The sequence below is a fragment of the Methylobacterium sp. Leaf91 genome (assembly GCF_001422815.1).
In the GTDB taxonomy this organism is placed as follows: Bacteria; Pseudomonadota; Alphaproteobacteria; order Rhizobiales; family Beijerinckiaceae; genus Methylobacterium.
The window spans coordinates 345,558-369,351 of the sequence record NZ_LMMP01000003.1 but is presented as its reverse complement, the minus strand read 5'-3'; the positions used below and the strand labels follow the sequence as shown (position 1 = coordinate 369,351).

Genomic DNA, 23,794 nt, shown 5'->3' with positions numbered 1-23,794 from the left:
GAGTGCGGAGAGAGAGGGGGGATGCGCACCGTCGTTGCGTCGGTCTCGCCCCCGGAGAGGAGAGGCGAGCCGATGGATCAGGCCTTCTTGCGCGTGGCCGGCTTCTTCGCCGTAGTGGTTTTGGCAGCACTCGTCTTTGCTGCCGTCGCCGTGCTTTTCGCGGCCGTCCCGGCCGGTTCCTTGGCCGCCGTCGCCTTGGTCGCCGCCTTCTTGGCGGGAGCCTTCGCCGTCCCCGCCTTGGTCGTGGTCTTGGCTGCCGTCTTGGTCGCGGTCTTGCGGGCCGGAGCCTTCTTCTTGCTGCCGCCCGCCGCTTCGCGGGCGGCGATCAGTTCAAGCGCCTGGGGCAGGGCGATGTCCTCGGCGGCCATGGTCTTGGGCAGGGTCGCGTTGGTGGTGCCGTCGGTAACGTAGGGGCCGTACTTGCCCGATTTCACCACGATGGCCTTGCCCGTCTCGGGATGCGCCCCGAGGGAGCGGCCGGGATCGGAGGCTGGACCCCGACGACCGCCACCCTGCTCTTTGGCAACGATGAGATCGATGGCGCGGTTGGCGCCGATCTCCAGCACGTCGTCGTCGCGGCCGAGATTGGCGTACATCTTCCCGTGCTGGACGTAAGGTCCGAACCGCCCGAGATTGGCCAGGATCGGCTCACCGGTCTCGGGGTGCTTGGCGACTTCGCGGGGGAGGGAGAGCAGGCGCAGGGCCTTCTCCAGATCCACCGCGGAGGGGCTGAGCCCCTTGGGCAGAGAGGAGCGCTTCGGCTTCTCCGCGCCCTTCTCCGTCGACGCCTCGCCGAGCTGCACGAAGGGGCCGAAGCGGCCATCGCGCAAAGTTACCGGCAGGCCGCTGACGGGATCGTTGCCGAGCACGCGGGTGCCCGGCTGACTGCCGTTCTCGGACGAGCCATCGCCCTCGCTCTCGACGCCGGAGGCGGCGAGCTGGCGGGTGTACTTGCACTCCGGGTAGTTCGAACAGCCGACGAAGGCGCCGAACTTGCCGAGCTTGAGCGACAGCTGGCCTGAGCCGCAGGTCGGGCAGGTGCGCGGGTTCGAGCCGTCCGCCTTTTCGGGGAAGATATGCGCCCCGAGGAGATCGTTCAGCGCGTCCAGCACCTCGGTGACGCGGAGCTCCTTGGTTCCGGAGATCGCGGCCGAGAAATCCCGCCAGAAGTCCCGTAGCACTTCACGCCAGTCGATCTCGGCATTCGAGACCCGGTCGAGCTGGGTCTCGAGGTCGGCGGTGAAATCGTACTCGACGTAGCGCTTGAAGAAGCTCTCGAGGAAGCCGGTGACGAGGCGGCCTTTGTCCTCGGCGACCAAGCGCTTCTTCTCGATCTTCACGTATTCGCGGTCGCGCAGGGTCTGCAGCACGGCGGCGTAGGTCGAGGGCCGGCCGATGCCGAGTTCCTCCATGCGCTTGACGAGGCTGGCCTCGGAATAGCGCGGCGGCGGCTCGGTGAAGTGCTGAGTCGAGACGATGCGCTCGCGCTTCAGCGCGTCGCCCGCCTTCATCGGCGGCAGGCGCTTGCCGTCCTCGTCCTCCTCGTCGTCCTTGCCCTCCTGGTAGAGGGTCAGGAAGCCGTCGAACTTCACCACTTGACCGGTGGCCCGCAGCTCGATCCTGCGCGGGCCGACGGAGGCGACGATATCCACCGTGGTGCGTTCGAGCTCGGCCGATTCCATCTGGCTCGCCACCGTGCGGGTCCAGATCAACTCGTAGAGCTTGGCCTGTTCGGCATCCACGTAGCGGGCTACCGACTTCGGTAGCCGGCTCATGTCCGTAGGACGCACGGCCTCGTGGGCCTCCTGGGCGTTCTTCGCCTTGGCGCTGTAGCGGCGCGGCGCGGTGGGGAGGTAGCGCTCGCCGTATTCCTTGCCGATGACGCGACGGGCATCGGCGATGGCCTCCGGCGCCATGTCGACGCCGTCGGTCCGCATGTAGGTGATGAGACCCACCGTCTCGCCGCCGATCTCGACACCCTCGTACAGCTTCTGCGCGGCGCGCATGGTCTGGGCGGGAGCGAGGCCGAGCTTGCGCGAGGCCTCCTGCTGGAGCGTCGAGGTGGTGAAGGGCGGGGCGGGGTGGCGCTTGGCGGGCTTCGCCTCCACGCTGCCGACCTCGAACGTGGCGAGTTCGAGGTCGCGCTTGAACGCGGCGGCGTCCTCGCCGTTGCCGACGTCGAGACGCTGGATGCGCTTGCCGTCGGCACCGACGAGACGCGCCTCGAACACCGCGCCCTCCTGGGTCACCAGGGTCGCGACCAGAGACCAGTATTCGCGGGGCTTGAACGTCTCGATTTCGCGCTCGCGCTCGCAGACGAGGCGCAGGGCCACGGACTGGACGCGGCCGGCTGAGCGGGCTCCGGGCAGCTTACGCCACAGGACCGGCGAGAGGTTGAAGCCGACGAGATAATCCAGTGCCCGGCGCGCCAGATAGGCGTCGACCAGGGCTTGGTCGATCTGGCGCGGGTTGCGCATGGCGGTGTCCACCGCCGCCTTGGTGATGGCGTTGAAGGTCACGCGCTCGATCGGCATGCCCTTGATCGCCTTGCGGGCGTTCAGAGCCTCGACGACGTGCCACGAGATGGCCTCGCCCTCGCGATCCGGATCGGTGGCGAGGATCAGGCCGTCGGCACCTTTCAGTGCCCTGACGATCTCCGAAACGCGCTTCGAGCCGCGGTCGTCGAGCTCCCAGAGCATGCGGAAATCCGCCTCCGGGTCGACGGAGCCGTCTTTCGCCGGAAGGTCGCGGATATGGCCGAACGAGGCGAGCACCTCGTAGTCGCGGCCGAGATATTTGTTGATCGTCTTGGCCTTGGCCGGCGACTCGACGACGACGACTTTCATGTGCGGATCAGCCTCTCGTCAGCGCCCGAGCTGCCGCCGGGGCTCGCAGCCGGCGGGGTTCACACCCGTCGGGACTCACAAATTGTGTGCAAGACGTAAAACATGGCCTGGCACCATGGCCGGCCCGGCGCTTGGCGGGGGACAAGTGGGTCAAGGGCGCGGGGTTGTCAAATCGGAAGGAGCCCGGGCCTTTGCAAGATCCGGTACCTGTCAGATCCCCGCATACCATTCGTAGCCGCGATCCTCCCAATAACCGCCCTGGCCGTCTCCGATCCCGGACAGGCTGTCCACGACCTCGATCCGCATGACGTATTTGGCGTGTTTGTAGCCGAGCTGCCGCTCGACCCGCAGGCGCAGGGGCGCGCCGTTCGAGACGGGCAGGGCCTTGCCGTTCATGTCGTAGGCCAGGATCGTCTGCGGATGGAAGGCGTCGGTGAGGTCGATGCTCTCGTAGTACCGGATCGGACGACCGTTCGGACCGCCATCGCCGGCCTCTATCTCCGCCACGTCCCCACCCTCGAGACCGCCACCGGCCATCTCCATCGTGTCGGCGCAATGGAACACGACGTAGCGCGCATTCGGTTTCAGCCTCGCCCGGGTCAGGACTTCGCCGAGCGGAACGCCCGTCCACTTGCCGATGGCGCTCCACCCCTCGACGCAATCGTGCCGGGTGATCTGGGTCCGGGAGGGCAGGGCGCGCAGATCCGCGAGGGACAGGTCCTGCGGCTGTTCGACGAGGCCGTCGATTTTCAGCCTGAAGGTCGCGAACCCGGCCTTGGCCAGGGTCTTGTAGTCGTCGTCCGGAGGGTCGATCGTCCCGTTCGGCTTGAACCAGGGCGAGATGTCACCTTCGTAAAACTCGTGGGCGAGGGAGGTGGGCGTCAGCAGGAGACGCTGCACGAACAGGTTGGCATCCTCTCCGAGCTTCAGCGTGCGCCTTCCCCAACCGGTGCCGGCGATGCGGTCGCAGCCGCCGAGGAAGGCGGAACCCAGCAGGCCGGCCGCGCCGGTGAGGATGCCGCGACGGTTGGGAGCGCGCGTCATTGGCCCTTCCTCGGATCGGAGGTCTTGCCCGGGTAGGAAGTCTTGCCCGGATCGGAGGTCTTGGTGGTCTCGATCACGAACCAGCCGGTGACCATGCCGCGCAGGTTGTTCCAGGCCCCCGAGACCAGCACCAGCGCCACATGGACGAGGGTGAAGAGCACGAGCAGGTTCGTGACGATGAAATGGACGGTCCGTGCCGATTGCCGGCCGCCGAACAGGGCGGGCAGGGGCAGCACGGCGTTGAAACCCGGCGACATGGCGAGGCCCGTGAGCAGCATCAGCGGCAGGAAGAGGACGATGACGACGAAATAGCTCAGTTTCTGCAGCGTGTTGTAGCGCCGGGCCTCGTCGCCTTTCGGGAAGGTCAGGGTGAGGTGCTCGCGGACCGAGCCACCGAAATTCCGCAACTGGTCTCTCTGAGGCACGATCCGGCGGCGCAACTGGCCGCTCTCGAGGCCGTAGATGAGATAGATCAGCCCGTTGATCACGAAAGCCCAGGCGAACAGGAAGTGCCAGCGGCGCCCGGTGGCGAGGTCCTGCTGCGCCGGCAGGGTGATCCAGGCGGGGAAGGCCCGGCCCGTGGCCTGTCCCTGCACGGTGGAGAGGCCGAGCCAGCCGGTCGTGTCGATCGCGTGACCGGCGATCCTCACGATCCCCCGCGCCGCGCCCTCCGCCGTCTCGTCGTTCGTGATGGCGAGGAGCGGCGCGTCGAAGGTCGAGGCCGAGCCCCAGTACAAAGCCGGATGGGCGTTGAAGATCTGTAGCCCGCTCATCAGCAGCACGGCGAGGCAGACGAGGTTGATCCAGTGCGCGGCCCGGATCACCGCGGGGTGGCGGAAGATCCAGCGGCGTTGGATCGTCTCGATCCGCTCGTCGGGCCGTCTCGTCGTGCTGGCTGCCAAGGGGCGGACTCCGGCCTCGATCACGTCTCGCGCCCATCCCGAATCACCGGGTGCGCGCATGCTCGGCGAGACTACGAGCCAGGGGGTGGAAAGGTTACACGTCTCGGACTTCTTGCCGGGCTCCTTGCCGCTCCCCGTCCGCCTCCCTATAGCCATGGTCTCAGAATGACCGTCGCACCCGCCTCCTTCCCCCATCGGCACCTTCTCGGCATCGAGGGGCTGTCGCGCCCCGATATCGAGGCCCTCCTCGACCGGGCGGAGGATGCCGTGGCCCTCTCCCGCCAGGTGGAGAAGAAGCGCACCACCCTGCGTGGCCGCACCCAGATCAACCTGTTCTTCGAGCCCTCGACCCGCACCCAGAGTTCGTTCGAACTCGCGGGCAAGCGTCTCGGCGCCGACGTCATGAACATGTCGGTGGCCTCCTCCTCGGTGAAGAAGGGCGAGACCCTCATCGACACGGCCGCCACCCTCAACGCCATGCGGCCCGACATCATCGTCGTGCGCCACCACTCCGCCGGGGCCGTGCATCTCCTGGCCCGCAAGGTGGATTGTTCGGTGGTCAATGCCGGCGACGGCGCCCATGAGCATCCGACCCAGGCCCTCCTCGACGCGCTCACCATCCGCCGCAACAAGGGGCGGATCGAGGGCTTGAGGGTGGCGATCTGCGGCGACGTCCTGCACAGCCGCGTCGCCCGCTCCAACATCATCCTGCTCCAGGCGCTCGGCGCCCGCGTGCGGGTCATCGGCCCCTCGACGCTGCTCCCCACCGGGATCGAGCGCTTCGGCGTCGAGGTCTTCACCGACATGCGCAAGGGATTGGACGGCTGCGACATCGTGATGATGCTGCGGCTCCAGCGCGAGCGCATGAACGGCTCCTTCGTGCCCTCGGTGAAGGAGTATTTTCGTTATTTCGGCCTCGATGCCGAGAAGCTGGCGCTGGCCGCGCCCGACGCCCTGGTGATGCATCCGGGACCCATGAACCGCGGCGTCGAGATCTCGTCCGAGATCGCCGACGGGGCGCAATCCCTGATCCGCGAGCAGGTGGAGATGGGGGTCGCCGTCCGCATGGCGGTCCTCGAAGCCCTCGCGACGCATCTGCCGAACGCCTGATGGTCATGACCGGACACGTCCTCCTCACCCATGCCAGCCTCCTCGATCCCGCCACGAGCCGCGAGGGGCCGGGCCATGTCCTCGTCCATGACGGCCGCATCGCCGATATCGCCTGGGGCGCGGCACCCGCTGCCCCCGAGGGCGCCGAGATCGTCGATTGCGGCGGGCATGTCCTGAGCCCCGGCCTCATGGATCTCCGAGCCTTCGTCGGCGAGCCCGGCGCCGAGCACCGTGAGACCCTGGCCAGCGCCAGCGCAGCGGCGGCGGCCGGCGGGGTCACCACCCTCGTCTGCATGCCGGACACCAACCCGGTCATCGACGGGCCGGCCATCGTCGATTTCGTCCTGCGCCGCGCCCGCGACACGGCCTGCGTCACCGTCCTGCCGGCCGCCGCCATCACCAAGGGGCTGGCCGGCCAGGAGATGACCGAGTTCGGCCTGCTGCAGGAGGCGGGAGCCGTCGCCTTCACCGACGGCCTCAAGGCCGTTCGCAACGCCCAGGTGATGCGCCGCGCGCTCACCTATGCTCGCGATTTCGACGCCCTGCTGATGCAGCACGTGGAGGAGCCCGACCTCGTCGGCGAGGGCGTGATGAACGAGGGCGAGATGGCCTCGCGCCTCGGCCTCGTCGGCATCCCGCGGGAGGCCGAGACGGTGATGCTGGAGCGCGACATCCGCCTCGTTCGCCTCACCGGCGGCCGCTACCACGCCGCCATGATCTCCTGTGCCGATTCGGTGGAGATCGTGCGGCGGGCCAAGCACGACGGCCTGCCCGTCACCTGCGGCGCCTCGGTGAACAACCTCGTCCTCAACGAGGGCGATATCGGCCATTACCGCACCTTCTGCCGGCTCTCGCCGCCGCTGCGGCACGAGACCGACCGCCTCGCTTTGGTGGAGGCCCTGAACGAGGGCGTGATCGACGTCATCGTCTCAGACCACAACCCGCAGGATGTCGAGACCAAGCGCCTGCCCTTCGCCGAGGCCGCCGATGGGGCGCTCGGCATCGAGACCCTGCTCGGCGCGGCGCTCCGCCTCGTCCATACCGGCGACGTGGCGCTGCCTCGCCTGCTGGAGGCCCTCACCGTCACCCCGGCGGCGATCCTGCGGCGCGAGGCCGGGCGTCTCGCCGTCGGCGCGCCGGCCGATCTCGTGCTGATCGATCCCGACCTGCCCTACGTGCTCGACAAGCGGACCCTGAAGTCGCGCTCCAAGAACTCGCCCTTCGACGAGGCGCGGCTGCAAGGTGCTGCAATCCTGACCATGGTCGGCGGGCACGTCGTCTACCGGGCCGCGCAGGGTACGGAGGCGGCGGCGTGAACCCCCTGCTCGATGCCGGCTGGCCTCTCCTGCTCGCGAGCCTCGCCGGCGGCTATCTCGCCGGCTCGATCCCGTTCGGGCTGATCGTCACGCGTTTTGCCGGCCTCGGCGACGTCCGCGCCATCGGCTCGGGGAATATCGGTGCCACCAACGTGCTGCGCACCGGCCGCAAGGGGCTCGCCGCCGCGACCCTGCTCGGCGATGCGCTGAAGGGTACCCTCGCCGTGCTGGCGGCGAAACAATTCGGCGAGGGCGCGGCCCTGGCGGCCGGGCTCGGCGCCTTCCTCGGCCACCTCTTCCCGGTCTGGCTCGGGTTCAAGGGCGGCAAGGGCGTCGCCACCTTCCTCGGCGTGCTCCTCGCCTTCAGCCCTGTCGGGCTCGCCGCCTTCGCGGCAATCTGGCTCGGCCTCGCCTTCACATTGAAATACTCGTCGCTCGCCGCGCTCGCCGCCTCGGCCGCGACACCCATCGTCCTGTGGGTGGCGGGACAGCCTGCGGTTGCGCTGCTCTTCCTCATGCTCGCGATCCTGCTATGGTGGAAGCACGCTCCCAACATCCGCCGACTGCTCGACGGCTCCGAGGGGCGGATCGGGCAGAAGGGCTGACCTTCCGTCGAGGGAGGTCCGGGGCATGGGCATGCAACTCAACGCCGCCCAGCGCCTCGACTGGCTCCGGCTGATCCGCACGGAAGGCGTCGGCCCGCGCACCTTCCGCACCCTGATCAACCGCTTCGGCGGCGCCGGCGCGGCGTTGGAAGCCCTGCCGGACCTCGCGAAGCGCGGGGCCAAGCGCGTCGTGCCGGTGACGCGGGCGCAGGCGGAAGCCGAATTGGAGGCGGCGGCCAGGATCGGGGCCCGCCTCGTGGCCATGGGCGAGGACGATTACCCTAAGCTGCTCCAGGCCGCCGATTCGGCGCCGCCCCTGATCGCGATCCGGGGGCAGGCGGCGATCCTCTCCCGGCCCGCCATCGCCATCGTTGGCTCCCGCAACGCGTCGGCCGCCGGCCTCGGCTTCACCGAGCGTCTGGCGCGGGGCCTCGGCGAGGCCGGCCTCGTGGTGGTCTCGGGGCTGGCGCGCGGCATCGATGCCCGCGCGCACAAGGCGTCCCTGGCCTCGGGGACGGTGGCGGTGCTCGCCGGGGGCCATGACCGGATCTATCCGGCCAATCATCAGGCCCTGGTGGAAAGCATTCTCGATTCCGGCGGCGCGGTGCTGGCCGAGATGCCCATGGGCTGGGAGCCCCGCGGCCGGGACTTTCCCCGGCGCAACCGCATCATCTCCGGCCTCGCCTATGGGACCGTGGTGGTGGAGGCCGCGCGGCGCTCGGGCTCGCTCATCACCGCGCGCTTCGCCCTCGAACAGGGCAGGGAGGTCTTCGCCGTGCCCGGCTCGCCCCTCGACCCGCGCGCCGAGGGCACCAACGACCTCATCCGCCAGGGCGCGACCCTGGTCTCGGAGGTGGAGCACGTCACTTCCGCCATCGCGCCGCTGCTCGGGCGCGGGGATTTCGAGCAGGGGGCCGGACAATTGGCCCTCGACCGGCCCGATCTCGCCGACGCCCCGATCTTCTGGGACGAGCTCGACGGAATCGGCGGCCCGGCCCCCGAGGCGGAGGAGAAACTTGAGGGGCTGGAGCCCGAGGAGGCGGAACCCGCCGACGACCGCGCCCGCCTCATCGCCTATCTCAGCCCGACCCCCATCGGCACCGACGATCTCGCCCGCGCGGCGGGCCTCAGCGTGCGCATCGTCCAGACGACGCTGCTGGAACTCGAACTCGACGGCCGGATCGAGCGGCATGGCAGCGGAGCCGTGTCGCTGGTGTCATAGGGAGGACGAGTGTCCGTCTCTCTCGCCGCCTGCCTACTGGTTCGCCCATCGCGCGGGATGCGCTGTCCTGCTCTCCTCCCCAGCGGATCTCGGGCCTGCCCGAGATTCATCGAGCTTGTGGGGAGGAGTTGGAGGTGGGGGTGGTTGGGCGACCCTGATCCTTTGGAGGCTGGCGGAGCCACCCCCACTCCTAGCCTCTCCCCACAAGGGGGAGAGGGACGCGTTCTGCCTGAAAAAGCAGGTGTGGGAATGCCATAGCACCGCCCGCGCGGATGCGCGCGCTACCGCAAAAAGTCCCCGAACGAGCGTGGGCCGTCCGGCACCGGGATGTCCTTGATTACTTTCAGCGTCGTGGCGTCGATGACGCCCAGCGTGTTGGAGCCCCAGTTGGTCACGTAGAGGCGGCTGCCGTCGCGGGAGGCGGCGATGCCTTCCGGGTGGTCGCCCACCTCGATGGCCGCCACGTTGGTGAGGGTCTTCAGGTTGAACACCGTCACGGTGTTCGAATACTGGTCGGTGACGAAGCCGCGCGTGGCGGTGAGGGCCACCACATAGGGTCGCTCGCCGGTGGTGACCCGGCCGAATTCCCGCCGTCCGGCCACATCGATGACGGAGACGTCGTTCGACATGACGTTGGCGGTGTAGGCGCGGGTGCCGGTCTCATCGAGGGTGATGCCGAACGGGTGCTCGCCGACCGGGATCTTCACCGTCTCGGTGGCGGTGGCCGCATCGACCACGGAGACGGAATTGCCCTCGCGGTTGGCCACCAGGATCGTGGCGCCGTCCGGCGTCACCGCGATGCCCGAGGGCGAGGCGCCCACCTGGATCTCGGTCTCGATCTTGGAACCATCGGCCGAGACCACGAAGATTCGGCTGCCGTACCAGTCGGCCACGTAGACTGCCCCGGATTTCGGATTGACGGCGACGCCGAGCGGGCCGCCGGGCAGGGCGAGCGTGCCCGTCACCGCGCGGGCGTCGAGATCGACGATGGCGAGGCCGTGGCCCTCGGGGCGGGTGACGTAGGCGGTCTTGCGATCGGGCGACAGGGCGATGCCGGCCGGCGCCCCGTCCACCGGGATCTGGGCGGTGACGACCTGCGTGTCGAGATCGACCAAGGCGAGGATGTTGGCCCCCTGCGCCGTGATCAGGGCCTCGTCGGCGAGGGCGGGGGCGGTGGTCAGGGTGAGGAGCAGGCCGACGACCTGCGCCACTCTCCTCCCCCTTGTGGGGAGGAGTTGGAGGTGGGGGTGGTTGGGGGACCCTCCTGCTGCGGAGGCTGGCGGAAGCACCCCCACCCTCGGTCCCTCCCCACAAGGGGGAGGGAGGAGCGCGTCGCCACTCGGTCCGGTACGAACCACCGGATCCGAGGCCCTAGGGTAAAACAGGATCAAGAGCCCTTCTCGGCCTTGGCCTTCACGTTATCCAGGCCGGCCTTGTAGAGGCCGAGGACGGCCGCCTTGGAAGCCTCGTCGTTCAGGTCCGGCGGCGGATCGTTGTTCATGTAGCCGCGGTAGAACGCGCCGCGCCACGTCACCTTGGACTTGGCGCCGTCGCCCTCGACCTCGATGGTCGAGGAATAGTCGTTCACCGGCAGCGTCTTCACGTCCACCTTGGTGATCCGGTACATGTAGGTCTTCTTCTCGGCATCGTACTTGGCGAGCTCTTCCTCGACCGTGGCGCCGCCCTTGAGGGTCAGGACGCGGGTGGCCTTGACCTCGTTGCCGCCCTTGCCCTCGGTCTTCTCGACCACGGGAATCCAACTGCCATCCTGGAAGTTGCCGAGCACGGCCCAGACCTTGTCGGCCGGGGCGTTGATCTCGATGGTCTGCGAGACCTTCTGGCGGGTCGGGCCATGGGCCTGCGCCGCGTAGGATACTGTGGCGAGCGCCGCCACGGCGGCCAGCGTCTTGAATCTCATCAACCCTGTCTCCTCGGGAACGCACCTTCTAGGGTGCTTGGGGGGCTCGTGCGAGAACCGGCTCGTCGCGCCCGAGGGCAGCGGCGACCTTGTCCTCGATCCAGTTCCAGGCCTCGCGCTCGGCGGGCCCGGCTGTCTTGGATATCGCGATGGCGTGGTAGCGCATCTCCGTCAGGATCTTGTCCGGCTCCAGCATGTGCAGGCGCGTCGACAGGATCGCCGCCTCCAGCACCGCGCCTTGAGCCCGGTTGTAGCCGAAGAACGGCATATGGCTGGCGCTATGTACCATGCGGGCACGATAGCGCGGGCGCGTCGCATCGTCCTCCACAGAGATCACCTCGAACTCGGCATGGCCGAAGCTCTCGGCGAGGCGCCGGCCCGGGATGCGGTCGCAGGGCAGGGTGGCCCAGTCGCGCCGCCCGGTGACCGCGCCGGCGATCACCCGCACGTCGCTCGGGCTCGACGCGGCGAAGACCGGGTTGGCCTCGAGGTTGAGGATGGTGGGCGAGGGCCGGAACGGGGCCAGCACCCAATCCTCGCCCTCGCGGATGAGGCCGAAGGGCACGAGATGCAGGTCGCCGGAGGGCGAGGTGGTGGTGACGATGGTCTCGAGGATCAACGGCATCGGGTCAGGACTCGCCGCTCTGGTCGGGCCGGTCGTTCGGGACGAATTTTCCGCAGACGATGCGGCCGCCCTCGTCCGAGAGCGCATCGCCGGCCCGCGACCGGCGGGGCTCGTTCGGGGCTGGCTCGATCGTCTCCGGCCTGGCCGCACCCGCTTCCGGGGGCACGGCATCGCGGGTGGCGCGCTCCGCGCCGCCGGGGCCGGAATGCTTGGTATGCCCGGCCTTCTTGAAGGCAGTGGTGTCCTCGACCTCCTCGTCGGCGGCGACGCCCCAGCGCAGGGGCTCGTCCTGGACGTAGCGCTTGCCGAGGCGCCAGGCCGTCTCGGCCTTGGTCAGCTCGCCGCCGAGATAGAAGGCGTGGGCCCCGTCGGCGGCGACATCGAGATCGGGAAAGAACGCCATCGCATCGGTGCCGATCGTGTGGACGTCGCGGTTGAAGGCGTGGATGCCGTCCTCGGCCACCGCGATGCGGTAGTTCGGGTCGCGCACCTCCGCCGCCTGGGCCGCGATCTCCGCCGGGGTCTGCACGAAGGGGCGCTTGTCGTGCACGGCCAGCAATTGGCGTCCGTAGCCCTTGGGCAGGGCGGAATCGGCCTTTGCGGCGAACATCACCCGGCGGGCGGCGTCGTGCTCCTCCACCGTGCGCCGGGTGTGGTTGGAGACCTGCACGATCAGGACGTTGCGGATCGACAGTTCCGAGCACATGCCCACGAGGAGGGCGGTGACGCCGAGGCTGTCGGCCTCGGTGAGTTCGGTGAGGTTGCCGGTGCCCATCATCATCTCGATGCCGGGCCAGCGCTTGCGCGTCTCGTGATAGCGCGTGATCGATTCGACGAAGCCGAAATGGATCGGCTCCAGGATCGGGTCGGCCATGTAGGGCCGGCCGGCCTTCTCCATGCGCTCGATGGCGCGGTCGAGGGAGGGCAGGTCGTCGGGCCGCATCGGCACCAGGATCGGCACCGCATCGGTCTCGAAGGCGAGGTCCAGGGTCTCCTCGTTGAGGCTGAGCAGGAAGTCGGCCCCGGCTTTCGCCCCGCGGGTCAACTCGTCGAGGGAGAAGGAATCGACGCTGACCTTCAGGCCCGCCCCCTTCAGCAGGCGCACGCACTCTTCGAGATGCGGGAACTCGGTGTCGGGGAGGCCGCCGAGATCGATCACGTCGGCGCCGCGTCGCGCCAGGTCGAGGCCCTTGGCCAGGATCTGCTCGGGATTCATCTTCGAGGCATCGACGATCTCGGAGAAGATGCGCAGATCGTGCCGCGAGAGATCGACGTTGCGTCCCGCGAGGCCGAGATAGGCCGGAAGGTCGACCACCTCGTCCGGCCCGCGCTCCACCGGCAGGCCGAAATGGGCGGACAGCGCCTCCGGATTGGCGCGGCAGCGGCCCGGCAGGACGATGCGCGTGGCACCGTCGGGGATCGTCACGCGGCGGCGGATGATCTCCTCGGTCATCAGCGCGGCGACCTTCACGCCGGCATCGGCGATGCTCCAGGTGAAGCGCTCGGCCGGCAGGGTCGCGGCGACCTTCTCCAGGCGAGCTTTCGCCATCCGGCCGGTGATGAAGACGAGATGTTCGGGCGCGCTCACGCGGCGGCCCTTACGATATCGGCGCCCGGACCCCGGATCACGATCTCGCCAGCGTAGGACGCGGCGAAGGCGGGAAAGGCCGCGTCGACAACGCCCATCCGGACGAGGTCGGACAGGCTGGCGCCCGCCGGGCGATCGATGGATTTCACCAGGATGCAGCGGGGCGCCTCGAGTTCGGTGGCGAGCCAGAGGGCGAGGCTGTCCGACGTGACGTCCCAGGACTCGGGGATGGAAGGGTGTCCGTCTTTTAGCGCGACAGGGTCCCAGATGACGGACGCCTCGGCCGAGCGGGCTTCCATTACGCTGCGCACGATGGCGAGGCGCGGCTCGCCCTCCGAAAGCACCTCCGCCATCCGGCCCATGGCATCGAGGGCGAGGCGATGGGCGAGGGCATCCGAGAAGCCCAGTTGCCCTTGGGCCTGACGCACCGCATCGGCGAACGGACCGCCGCCCGGCACGACGATGCAGCGGCCCTCGCCGCCATCCGCCAGGACGCCGAGAAGCCGTCCGAGCCGCGCCGCGTCCGAGACGAGGCTGCCGCCGAGCTTCACGATGGTGGGAGGCGCACCCGTCACGCCGCGTTCCGCCGGTCGAGCCCGCGAAGAGTCTGCACGGCCAGGGCCACGCGCTCCGGGTCGAGGCCGCGCGTCCGGTCACTGCCGAAGCAGAGGCCGCCGCGAAAGCCGAGATAATCCGGCCGGTGCACGGCGAGGACGGCGATGTCGGCGATCGTCAGCGATCCCGCGAGGCCGGAGAGCAGGCCGTGACTGCGGGCGTCGGCGGTGAAGGCCGAGAGGCGAGGGGCGGGCAGGAGGTCGCCGAGGCGCCGGCCGTCCTTGGTGGCGGTGTCGATCATCACCCCGGCAAAGCCCGCCCCGGCGAGGCGGCCGACGAGGTCGTCCGGCATCGGTGCTCCGGCGAAGAGGACTGCGATCAGGCGGCCGGGGGCGGCCCGCGCCGCGGCGGCGAGGGCGTCGTCGTCGAAATCGGCCCGCACGGCGACCTTGACGTAGCCGATCCCGGTCCCGGCCATCGCTGCGACCGATCCGGGCAGGGAAGCGGCATCCTGCGGCTCGCCGGCCACCGCACTGCTGACGGCCTCGTCCGCGATGGACGCGACGATCGCCCTGACCGTCTCGACCGGGAGCGCCCCGAGCGCGCCCCGGACGGGGTCCTTGGCATCGACGAGGTCGGCGCCCGCCCGTGCCGCCATCACGGCCTCGTCGGCGTCGCGGACGCTGACGAGGAGGCGGGGACGCGCGCGCAGATCGGATGACATCGGCTTCGACACGGAATGATGGGGCAACGGGAGACTCAGGATCGGTTGGGCAAGGGTTCGGCCAGGAGACGGTTCTTGACCACCCATCGCATGGCATGGGCCCATGTGTCGTCGGTATCGGCCCGGATCACCACCTGTCCAGCCCGCACGACCTTGCCGGAAGCGGCGTCCGAGATGACGACGTAGAGATTGAAGATCTGGTTGGAGCCCTTCTCCACGAAACCGTTGACGGCAAGATCGGCCCCGAGGCTCTTGGCGATGGTGGCGGCGCAGCCCTCGCATTTGAAGAGAGGAGCCTGCTTGGCGATCTCGGTGGCCTGGGGCGCCACGTCCACGACCTCCACCGCATTGCCGGCGGTGAGCGCCTTGCGGAGCTCGTCCGTGACCAGGGCGAGGCGTCGAGCTTCGTCGGGACGCGCCTTGCGGCCGCCGACCACACCCGGATCGTTGAGTTCGATCCCGAAGATCGCCGCCTTGTCGGGGGCGGCGAGGGCCGGTTCCACCAATACCGGACCCGCCAGAATCGCGAGCACGGCGGCCCGCGCCACCGCGTGTCCGAGGCTGGGGAGTGGCAATGAAACCATGGGCTTGGCGCGACGAGACCTGACGAATGGGGACATGGCGAACCTGTGTCACGATCGATGCGGCCTGCGGCGGACACCGCGCCCGTGCCTTGAAAGTCGAGCAGTGACCGGATTTGACAAGTCGTGCAAATCGGCTCGCCCGCTCCGAGCGATCTCGCGTGTATTCGCGCCCATCGGCACGCAAGCGACGCTCCGCCGCGCCTTAGGGTTTCCTTATGCTTCCGCGATTGAGCGTATCCGCGCAATGTTGTTAGCGTGCCGACCGTATGAACGCATCGCTCCTCTCCCGATCCGCCGCCCTCGTCCTCACGCTCGGCCTCGGCGGCACGGCGTCCCTCGCGGTGGCGCAGGAACCGGCAGCTTCCGCGCAGGCGGCGGAGGCCGCTCCGGGTGACACCCATATCGGCCTGATTTACCGGCCCGAGATCGCGCCGTCCTCCTACGATGCCGAGGCCGCGCCGGAGGATGAGGGCGTCGCCGGCGCCCGCATGGCGGTGAAGGACAACAACACCACCGGCCGTTTCACCAAGCAGACCTACGCCCTCGACGAGGTCGCTCTGACGGAAGGCAGGAGCGCCGTCGACGCCGCCCGCGACCTCGTTGGCAAGGGGATCCGCTATCTCGTCCTGGCGCTGCCGGCCGACGAGGTTCTGGCGGTCGCCGACGCGGTCAAGGGGGAGGGCGTGACCGTGTTCAACACCGCCGCGCCCGACGACCGCCTGCGCGGCGCCGAGTGCCGCAAAAACGTCTTCCACGTGATCCCGAGCCGGGCGATGCAGACCGACGCGCTGGCGCAGTTCTTCACGCTGATGCGCTGGCGCAAGATGTTCTTGATCGTCGGCCCCAACGACAACGACAAGCTCTATGCCGACGCGTTCCGGGCCTCGGCCAAGAAGTTCTCCCTGAAGATCACCGCCGAGAAGCCCTGGACTTTCGGCCCGCTCGCCAAGGCGCGGGGCGACACGCCGACCCGCTCCGAGGCGATGGTCTTCACCCGAGGCGTCGATTACGACCTCGCCATCGTCGCCGACGAGGCCAATGATTGGGGCGACTACGTCCCTTTCCGCACGGTGGACCCCCGGCCGGTCGCGGGAACGCAGGGGCTCATCGCGGCCACCTGGCACCCGACTCTGGAGACCTGGGGGGCGGCGCAGGCGCAGAACCGCTTCCGGCGTCTTGCCGGCCGGCTGATGCGGCCCCTCGATTACCAGGTCTGGGCGGCCGTGCGCTCGGTGGGGGAGGCGGCGACGCAGAAGAAGACCGCCGACCCGGCCGTGCTCGCACCCTACTTCGCCGACCCGGCCTTCAGCCTGCCGGCCTACAAGGGCGTCTCGCTCACCTACCGTCCCTGGGACCATCAGCTGCGCCAGCCGATCATCGTGGTGCAGCCCAAGGCCATGGTGACCGTGGCGCCCGAACAGGGCTTCACCCATCAGCGCACGCCGCTCGATACCCTCGGTGTCGACCTTCCCGAGACGGCGTGTCAATTCTGACGGTCCGCGAATGTTCGGGGATCTGCGAATTTTCGCGCCCGTCCTGCGGCAACGCGCTTGCGTTCCGCGTGCAGGCATGCGCTCCCCGTCAGGACAAACTGCACTATAATCACTGTCAATCGCGCAAAGAAGCGATGCCCAGGGAGAAGACGGAATGAGCCTCGGCTTCAAGGCAGGCGTGTGTGTGGCCGCCCTCGTCGGTGCGACGATGGCTCTGACCGCCACCGCGCAGGCCTACACGGTCTACGTGACCAACGAGAAGGGCAACACCGTCAGCGTCATCGACACGGCGACGATGGCCGTGACCGGAACCTGGAAGGTCGGTCGGCGCCCGCGCGGGGTGACGACGAGCAAGGACGGCAAGGAGCTGTTCGTCTGCGCCAGCGACGACGACCGCATCGACGTGCTCGACACCGCCACCGGCAAGGTGGTGCGTTCGCTCCGCTCCGGACCCGATCCGGAGCAGTTCATCCTCGGCCCCGGCGGCAACCCGCTCTACGTCGCCAACGAGGATGACAGCCAGGTCACGGTCATCGACATCGAGAAGAACAAGGTCCTGGCCGAGGTGCCCGTCGGTGTGGAGCCGGAGGGAATGGGTCTGTCGCCGGACGGCAAGATCCTGGTGAACACCTCCGAGACCACCAACATGGCGCATTTCATCGACACCACCACGTTCCAGGTGATCGACAACGTGCTGGTGGATGCGCGGCCGCGCTTCGCCGAATTCACCTCGGACGGCAAGTTCCTTTGGGTCTCGGCCGAGGTCGGCGGCACGATCAGCATCATCGACGTCGCCGCGCGGCGGGTCATCAAGAAGATCACCTTCAAGATCCCGGGCGTGAACGACGAGGCGATCCAGCCCGTGGGCATCCGCATCACCAAGGACGGCACCAAGGCCTTCGCAGCGCTCGGCCCCGCCAACCGCATCGCGGTGATCGACGCCAAGACCTACGAGGTTCAGAAGTACCTGCCCGTGGGACAGCGGGTCTGGCAGCTCGCCTTCACGCCCGACCAGAAATACCTGTTCTCCACCAACGGCTCCTCCAACGACGTCTCGGTGGTGGACGTGGAGGCGGACAAGGTGATCAAGAGCATCCCGGTGGGATTGCTGCCCTGGGGTGTGACGGTGTCGCCGAATTGAGGTGCACTTTCCCTCCCCACAAGGGGGAGGAGGGACGCGCGGATATGCCGAAGGACGGACCGCCTCAAGGCGGCCAACGGGAGGACGATCACATGACGAGGACGATGCGGACGATCACCCTCGCCCTGGCGGCCCTGCTCGCCACCGGGCCAGTCTCGGCCCTCGATCTCACGAAGAAGCGCTCCACCCTGCCGGATCTCGTCCTCGGCAATGAGGAGGGCAACGATTTCGTGGTCGAGAACCGGGAGATCGAACTCGAATCCGGCAAGGCCTATCGCCTGCGCATCGTCGCCAAGGGCCGGCAGGAATATAAGTTCTACGCCACCGAGTTCTTCCGCAACATCTGGTTCAATCAGATCGTGATCCAGCATCTCGAGATTCACGGCAGCGGCCCGCCGGACCATTTCGAATTCGACGATCCGGGCGAGATCGCCATCGAGTTCGTCACGATCAAGCCGGGCGAATATCCCTGGTCGATTCACGGGCTCGAATCCAAGGGCATGACCGGCAAATTCATCGTCAAGTAAGGCAGAGCCTCCGCATGCGTCTCCTCATCCCGACCTTCGCCCTCCTCCTCGCCGCCGGCCCGGCGCTCGCCGACGACAAGGCCGCCTGTGCCGAGGGCATCGCCATGATCAAGGACGCCCTCGCCAAGGGGCCGTCCGAGACCGCCGCGCCGAAGCTCAAGAAGGCGCTCCGCGTGGCCGAGCGCGAGCAGGGCGAGGGCGAGTTCGACGAATGCCTCGATGCCGTCGGTGACGCCAAGCGGGCGATGAAGCCGTGAGCGACGGGGCAGGGGAGAGTGCGGCCCTCGACGTGGCCGGCGTGAGCCATCGCTTCGGCGCGCGCGCGGCCCTGTCCGACGTCTCGATCCGGGTGGAGCGGGGCCGGTTCATGGCCCTGCTCGGCCCCAACGGCGCCGGCAAGACCACCCTGTTCTCGGTGATCACCCGGCTCTACGCCAACCAGGACGGGCGGGTCTCGATCTTCGGCCACGGCCTCGACCGCGAGCCGTCCCGGGCGCTCGCCCGCCTCGGCGTGGTGTTCCAGGCCCGGACCCTCGATACCGACCTCACCGTCGAGCAGAACCTCCTCTACCATGCCAGCCTGCACGGCATCGCGCGCCGGGCCGCGAAGGCCCGCATCGCGGCGCTGCTCGCCCGCGTGGGCCTGAGCGACCGGCGCGACGACAAGGTGCGCACCCTCTCCGGCGGCCAGTCGCGACGCATCGAAATCGCCCGCTCCCTGGTGCATGAGCCGAAACTCCTCCTCCTCGACGAGCCCACCGTGGGGCTCGATCTCGAATCGCGTGCCGACATCGTCGCCATCGTCCGTGCCCTGGTGCGGGAGGAGGGGCTGTCGGTCCTCTGGGCGACCCATATCTTCGAGGAGATCGACGCCGCCGACGACGCGGTCGTCCTTCACAAGGGCCGCATCGTCGCGCGGGGGACGGCCGCGTCCATCGCTGAAGGCGACGAGACTTTGGAAGCCGCCTTCCGGCGCCTCGTCGCCGAACCGCCGAGGCAGGCCGCATGACGAAGACCGTCGCCACCACCGTTTCGACGGCTGCGAACGTCACCGAAAAACCGGTGCCCCATCTCGGCCGCCTCGACGCGGTCGGCTACCTGATTTGCTTGGGCGGCATCGTTCGTCGCGAGTTGCTGCGGTTCTTCAACCAGAAGGAGCGGTTCTTCTCCGCGCTCGTGCGGCCGCTGGTCTGGCTGTTCATTTTCGCGGCGGGCTTCCGCAACACGCTCGGAGTCTCGATCGAGCCGCCCTACCAGACCTACGTCCTCTACGAGGTCTACGTGGTGCCGGGGCTGGCCGTGATGATCCAGCTCTTCAACGGCATGCAATCCTCGCTCTCGATGGTCTACGACCGCGAGGTCGGCTCGATGAAGGTGCTGCTGACGAGCCCCTATCCGCGCTGGCTGCTGCTGCTGGCCAAGCTGATCGCCGGCGTCACCGTCTCGGTGGTCCAGGCCTATGCCTTCCTCGCCATCGCGTGGTTCTGGGAGCTCGACATCCCCCTCATCGGCTATGTGGCGGCGCTGCCGGCCTTCATCGCCTCGGGGCTGATGCTCGGCGCCATCGGTCTGCTTCTGTCCTCGATGGTCAAGCAGCTCGAGAATTTCGCCAGCGTGATGAACTTCGTGATCTTCCCGATGTTCTTTGCTTCATCGGCCCTCTACCCGCTCTGGCGCATCCGCGAGTCGAGCGAGACGCTCTACCTGATCTGCATGGTCAATCCCTTCACCCATGCCGTCCAGCTCGTGCGCTTCGCCCTCTACGGGCAGTTCGAACCCGTGGCCTGCGCCGTCGTCCTGGGCACGACCATCGCCTTCTTCACCCTCGCCGTCATCGCCTACGATCCCGGTCGCGGCATCATGGCCCGGCGCGGCGGACCGGCCGGAGACAATTCATGATTTTTTCGCGGACATTCGTGCTGGCCATGGCGGCCGGCGCTCTCCTCTGTGGGCCGGCCCTCGCCCAGCCCAAGGCGGACCCGGACTGGCCTTGCGTCCAGCGCAAGGTCTCGACCCTGAGTCCCGGCACCGTCTGGACGGGGCCGGATCTGGAGGCCGCCGGCCCGTGGGGCGACGATTACGAGGCGGCCTCGCTCGCCCAGAAGATCGCCTCGCGCCGCACCGACCTGAGCGAGGTCGATCCGCTGCTCGACGAGTTCGTCGCCAAGGCCGGTGACGAGAAGGCCAAGCGCCTGACGCGGGTCTTCGCCGGCGTGTTCGAGGTCGTCAACAACGAGCGCAGCCGGGTCATCGGCGGCATCGCGCGCTATGCCCAGGGACAGCGGCGCATGGCCGAGCGCATCCGCCAGGAGGCCGACCAGATCAGCGCGGTGAAGGACGGCCCGAGCGCCAACGACGCCCGCGAGATGCCCAAGGAGGCCTCGGAACTGGAGACGAAATTCGCCTGGGATCGGCGCATCTTCCAGGAGCGCAGCCAATCCTTGAACTATGTGTGTGAAGTGCCGACCCTGCTGGAGCAGCGTCTCGGCGAGGTCGCCCGCAAGATCCAGGCGCGCCTCTGACCCAACGGTCTCGACGCCCGCAAACCCGCATCCTCGTCAGGCCCGCCGAATCCCGGCGGGCCTTTTTCATGTCTCCTACGAAGTTCTCCGTGTGCCCGACCCATGGGCCACGCTCACGCAGGCCCGGTCTTCGATCCATGCGGCCGTGCGGGTCCCACCCACCACGTTCGATTCGTCCGGCATGACGTGAGGCCGCCACGTTCGAGCGGCCTGCTCAATCCAAGAATTTACCGAAAACATTCCGGCACCGTAGATTGCCGAATGATCCCGTTTGTCGTTCCTATTGGTCCCGAAGCCTCTGAATTCTCAGGTGAATTATGTTGCGCAGAGGTCACGCGAAGACACCATCTCCGTAAGACCCTTATGAGAATCGGTGAAACCCCTCGTCACCGGATTGTCCAAGCCCGATACGCTCCGCAACATTGATCAACGAGCCGGGAAAACCGGCCACGCTGTGGAAACCGAAGGGTCTTGGGACATGAAGAAGCGGACGCTGCGGAGCAGCCTCCTCGTTTCGGTAGCGATGCTGCCGGGCGTCGCCTACGCGCAGGGCACGATCGTCGGCGGCCAGCAGGCCGTGACGCTGCAGGAGCTCGATGTCGTCGCCACCACGCCATCGGCGAGCGTGCGCAGCGCCCAGGGCGTCCTGCTCGGCCAGGAGCGTGACAAGCTTCCACAGAACACCAGCGTCCTGACATCTGCTGACGTGAACCGGGTCGGCACTCCGAGTGTGCTGCGCGCCCTCGACGAGCGGATCGGCTCGATCAGCATCAACAACGCACAGGGCAACCCCTTCCAGCCGACCATCACCTATCGCGGCTTCGAAGCCTCGCCGCTGGGCGGAAGCCCGCAGGGCGTCGCCGTCTACGTGAACGGCAACCGCTTCAATACCTCGTTCGGCGACACCGTGCAGTGGGACCTCATCCCCGACATCGCCGTCGACCGCATCGAGCTCGAAGGCTCGAACCCGGCCTACGGCCTCAACGCCCTCGGCGGCGCCCTGAGCGTGCAGCTCAAGAACGGCTTCACCTATCAGGGCACCGAATTGAACCTCTCGGGCGGCTCGTTCGGGCGCTTCGGCGGCTCGTTCCAGCACGGGCAGCGCTCGGACAATGTCGGCCTCTACATCGCCGGCACCGCGCTGTCCGAGAACGGATGGCGCAAGCACTCGCCCTCGCGTCTGCGCCAGTTCTACGGCGATCTCGGCGTGCAGGCGGAGAAGGGTGAGTTCCACCTCAACTTCATGGGCGCGGTCAACAGCCTGACCGGCAACGGTACCCTGCCGGTCGACCTGCTCGATTTCCGTCGCAGCGAAGTCTTCACCTATCCGGACAAGACGCTGAACGCCTTCGGGCGGATCGGGATCTCGGGCAACTACGACATCTCGCCCACGGTCACCCTCTCCGGCAACGCCTATTACGGCCGCTTCGAGCAGAACACCGCCAATGGCGACGCCGCCGAGGTGGAGCGCTGCGAGGAGAACGAGCGATTCCTCTGCTCGGAAGGCGCCAACGAGGAACAGTTCTTCCTGCGCGACCGGTTGAACCGCCGCGTCCAGGCGAGCAGCATCCGCACGGCGAACTTCGCCCGGCTTCCGGCCTTCGCCGAGCGGTTCGACGAGGGCGGCCCCTACGCCTTCCTCAATTCCACCCGGACCAACACCGAGAATTTCGGTGTCTCGGTCCAGACCACCGTGCGTGAGACGCTGTTCGGCCTGCCCAACCGCTTCGTCCTCGGCGGTTCGTACGATGGCGGTCGCACGGCCTTCACCGCCGACAATGCCGTTGGCGGCCTGACCTTCGACCGCGGCTTCTACGGGCCCGGCGTTGTCGTGCGCAGCGACGACAACTCGATCACCCCGGTGAGCGTGAAGTCGAGCAACGATTACGGCGGCATCTTCCTGTCGAACAACACCGACCTGACCGACCGCCTGACCCTGACGCTGCAGGGCCGCTTCAACATGGCCAAGATCGTGCTGGAAGATCAGCTCGGCACGGCGCTGAACGGCAACCACTACTTCCAGCGGTTCAACCCGGGCATCGGCGCGAGCTACAAGATCGTGCCCGACTTCCTCACCGTCTATGGCGGGTATGTCGAGGCGAACCGCGCGCCCACCCCGGCCGAGCTCTCCTGCGCCGATCCGCTCGCCCCGTGCTCGCTCACCAACTTCTTCGTCGGCGATCCGCCGCTGAAGCAGGTCATCTCGCGCACGGTCGAGGCGGGTTTCCGCGGCAAGCTGCCCTCACCGATCGAGCTCGGGGTGCTGAGCTGGAAGGCCGGCGTCTTCCGCGCCCGCAACGAGGATGACATTACCTTCGTGCCGTCCGACATCACCATCGGCCGCGCCTATTTCCAGAATGTCGGTTCCACCCGCCGCCAGGGCGTCGAGGCGAGTCTCGCCATCACCACCCCGGTCTGGAACGCCTTCGTCGATTACGCCTTCGTCGACGCAACCTTCCAGTCGCCGCTGACCCTGGCCTCCGGCGGCAACCCGTTCGCCACCCCGAACCCGGCCCAGCCGGACAATTCGGAAGCCAACCAGATCTTCGTGAGACGCGGCGACAAGCTTCCCGGCGTCGCGCCGCATCAGGTCAAGATCGGTGTCCAGTACATGGTCACGCCGGAATGGAAGGTCGGCGTGCTCGCCCGCGTCGCCACCGGCAAGTTCCTCGTCGGCGACGAATCGAACCTCAACAAGACCACCGGCAACTACGCGGTCATCGGGTTCAACACGAGCTACCGGGTGAGCGAGAATCTGGAGGTCTACGGCTATGTCGAGAACGCGCTGAACGCGAATTACGCGACCTTCGGCACCTTCTCGCCGGTCGGCGAGGTTCCGATCCTGGCCCTGCCCAATGCCAGCTCCAACCGAAGCCTGGCACCCGGCGCGCCGATCGCGGCCTATGGCGGAATGCGCATCTTCTGGTAGGCGCCCTCGAGCCCCTACGTTGGGCCACCGCTCCGGAGACGGAGCGGTGGCCTTTTTTGTCGGTCGCCACATTCGGTCGCCACGTTCGGTCACCATGTGCGGCGGAGTGTCCCGTCAGGGGATGATCGGCCCCGGCTCGACGA

22 protein-coding genes are annotated in these 23,794 nt (G+C 68.1%); 12 read left to right on the top strand and 10 right to left on the bottom strand.

The features are described 5' to 3' along the window. Positions 1-77: 77 nt before the first annotated feature. From topA to ASF32_RS05295, 3 genes are all read right to left on the bottom strand, one after another. Positions 78-2,846 (bottom strand): type I DNA topoisomerase, encoded by a 2,769-nt coding sequence (topA, locus tag ASF32_RS05305; RefSeq protein WP_056424390.1) that lies wholly within the window; start codon positions 2,844-2,846, stop codon positions 78-80. Positions 2,847-3,056: 210 nt separating this feature from the next. Further along, positions 3,057-3,890 (bottom strand): molybdopterin-binding protein, encoded by an 834-nt coding sequence (locus tag ASF32_RS05300; protein ID WP_056424386.1) that lies wholly within the window; start codon positions 3,888-3,890, stop codon positions 3,057-3,059. Then, complete coding sequence (locus ASF32_RS05295) at positions 3,887-4,792, bottom strand: cytochrome b/b6 domain-containing protein (protein ID WP_056424556.1); 906 nt, start codon at positions 4,790-4,792, stop codon at positions 3,887-3,889. The genes ASF32_RS05300 and ASF32_RS05295 overlap by 4 nt, the downstream gene beginning before the upstream one ends. A gap of 165 nt (positions 4,793-4,957) precedes the next feature. Between ASF32_RS05295 and ASF32_RS05290 the strand changes: the two genes are divergently transcribed. Genes ASF32_RS05290 through dprA form a run of 4 tightly spaced genes read left to right on the top strand, consistent with a single transcriptional unit; the run spans position 4,958 to position 9,045 of the window. Then, a complete protein-coding gene (locus ASF32_RS05290) occupies positions 4,958-5,902 on the top strand; it encodes an aspartate carbamoyltransferase catalytic subunit (RefSeq protein ID WP_056424383.1) in 945 nt (314 codons plus the stop codon). Positions 5,903-5,907: 5 nt separating this feature from the next. Continuing rightward, positions 5,908-7,218, top strand: coding sequence for a dihydroorotase (locus tag ASF32_RS05285; RefSeq protein WP_056424552.1), 1,311 nt, complete (start codon positions 5,908-5,910; stop codon positions 7,216-7,218). After that, complete coding sequence (plsY, locus tag ASF32_RS05280; RefSeq protein ID WP_056424380.1) at positions 7,215-7,823, top strand: glycerol-3-phosphate 1-O-acyltransferase PlsY; 609 nt, start codon at positions 7,215-7,217, stop codon at positions 7,821-7,823. The genes ASF32_RS05285 and plsY overlap by 4 nt, the downstream gene beginning before the upstream one ends. A 31-nt stretch (positions 7,824-7,854) precedes the next feature. Continuing rightward, positions 7,855-9,045 carry a DNA-processing protein DprA gene (gene dprA, locus ASF32_RS05275; RefSeq protein ID WP_056424549.1) on the top strand — a complete coding sequence of 397 codons (1,191 nt, stop codon included), beginning with the start codon at positions 7,855-7,857 and terminating at the stop codon, positions 9,043-9,045. A 281-nt stretch (positions 9,046-9,326) separates the two neighbouring features. Here the strand turns inward: dprA and ASF32_RS05270 are convergent, their stop codons facing one another. From ASF32_RS05270 to ASF32_RS05240, 7 genes are all read right to left on the bottom strand, one after another. Continuing rightward, positions 9,327-10,256 (bottom strand): beta-propeller fold lactonase family protein, encoded by a 930-nt coding sequence (locus ASF32_RS05270; protein WP_056424377.1) that lies wholly within the window; start codon positions 10,254-10,256, stop codon positions 9,327-9,329. Between the two features lie 176 nt (positions 10,257-10,432). After that, positions 10,433-10,963 carry an SRPBCC family protein gene (locus ASF32_RS05265; RefSeq protein WP_056424374.1) on the bottom strand — a complete coding sequence of 177 codons (531 nt, stop codon included), beginning with the start codon at positions 10,961-10,963 and terminating at the stop codon, positions 10,433-10,435. 28 nt (positions 10,964-10,991) lie between these two features. Then, positions 10,992-11,588, bottom strand: a complete 597-nt coding sequence (locus ASF32_RS05260; protein WP_056424371.1) for a DUF447 domain-containing protein — start codon at positions 11,586-11,588, stop codon at positions 10,992-10,994. A gap of 4 nt (positions 11,589-11,592) precedes the next feature. After that, complete coding sequence (locus tag ASF32_RS05255; protein WP_056424369.1) at positions 11,593-13,176, bottom strand: DUF6513 domain-containing protein; 1,584 nt, start codon at positions 13,174-13,176, stop codon at positions 11,593-11,595. Next, positions 13,173-13,751: a uridylate kinase gene (locus ASF32_RS05250; protein ID WP_056424366.1), complete on the bottom strand. Its 579-nt coding sequence runs from the start codon at positions 13,749-13,751 to the stop codon at positions 13,173-13,175. Before ASF32_RS05250 ends, ASF32_RS05255 begins: the two co-directional genes overlap by 4 nt. Then, positions 13,748-14,455, bottom strand: a complete 708-nt coding sequence (locus ASF32_RS05245; RefSeq protein ID WP_056424362.1) for a (5-formylfuran-3-yl)methyl phosphate synthase — start codon at positions 14,453-14,455, stop codon at positions 13,748-13,750. The genes ASF32_RS05250 and ASF32_RS05245 overlap by 4 nt, the downstream gene beginning before the upstream one ends. Positions 14,456-14,490: 35 nt before the next feature. Continuing rightward, on the bottom strand, positions 14,491-15,039 hold the full coding sequence (locus tag ASF32_RS05240) for a DUF3280 domain-containing protein (protein ID WP_056424546.1): 549 nt from the start codon (positions 15,037-15,039) through the stop codon (positions 14,491-14,493). A gap of 266 nt (positions 15,040-15,305) precedes the next feature. On the opposite strand from ASF32_RS05240, the gene ASF32_RS05235 reads away from it, so the two are divergent. The 8 genes from ASF32_RS05235 (at position 15,306) to ASF32_RS05200 (ending at position 23,651) form a co-directional block, all read left to right on the top strand. Further along, positions 15,306-16,532: an ABC transporter substrate-binding protein gene (locus ASF32_RS05235; protein ID WP_056424357.1), complete on the top strand. Its 1,227-nt coding sequence runs from the start codon at positions 15,306-15,308 to the stop codon at positions 16,530-16,532. Between the two features lie 154 nt (positions 16,533-16,686). Continuing rightward, on the top strand, positions 16,687-17,673 hold the full coding sequence (locus ASF32_RS05230; RefSeq protein ID WP_056256373.1) for a YVTN family beta-propeller repeat protein: 987 nt from the start codon (positions 16,687-16,689) through the stop codon (positions 17,671-17,673). 104 nt (positions 17,674-17,777) lie between these two features. Then, the gene (locus tag ASF32_RS05225; RefSeq protein WP_244478126.1) at positions 17,778-18,200 is read left to right on the top strand and encodes a hypothetical protein; all 423 of its coding nucleotides are present in this window, start codon (positions 17,778-17,780) and stop codon (positions 18,198-18,200) included. Between the two features lie 14 nt (positions 18,201-18,214). Continuing rightward, complete coding sequence (locus ASF32_RS05220) at positions 18,215-18,457, top strand: hypothetical protein (RefSeq protein ID WP_056424355.1); 243 nt, start codon at positions 18,215-18,217, stop codon at positions 18,455-18,457. Beyond that, positions 18,454-19,209, top strand: a complete 756-nt coding sequence (locus ASF32_RS05215; protein ID WP_056424352.1) for an ABC transporter ATP-binding protein — start codon at positions 18,454-18,456, stop codon at positions 19,207-19,209. Before ASF32_RS05220 ends, ASF32_RS05215 begins: the two co-directional genes overlap by 4 nt. Next, entirely contained in the window at positions 19,206-20,099 is an 894-nt protein-coding gene (locus ASF32_RS05210) for an ABC transporter permease (protein ID WP_056424349.1), read from the top strand. Before ASF32_RS05215 ends, ASF32_RS05210 begins: the two co-directional genes overlap by 4 nt. Then, entirely contained in the window at positions 20,096-20,722 is a 627-nt protein-coding gene (locus ASF32_RS05205; protein ID WP_056424346.1) for a hypothetical protein, read from the top strand. Before ASF32_RS05210 ends, ASF32_RS05205 begins: the two co-directional genes overlap by 4 nt. Before the next feature lie 478 nt (positions 20,723-21,200). Next, a complete protein-coding gene (locus ASF32_RS05200) occupies positions 21,201-23,651 on the top strand; it encodes a TonB-dependent receptor (RefSeq protein WP_056424344.1) in 2,451 nt (816 codons plus the stop codon). Positions 23,652-23,794: the final 143 nt, after the last annotated feature.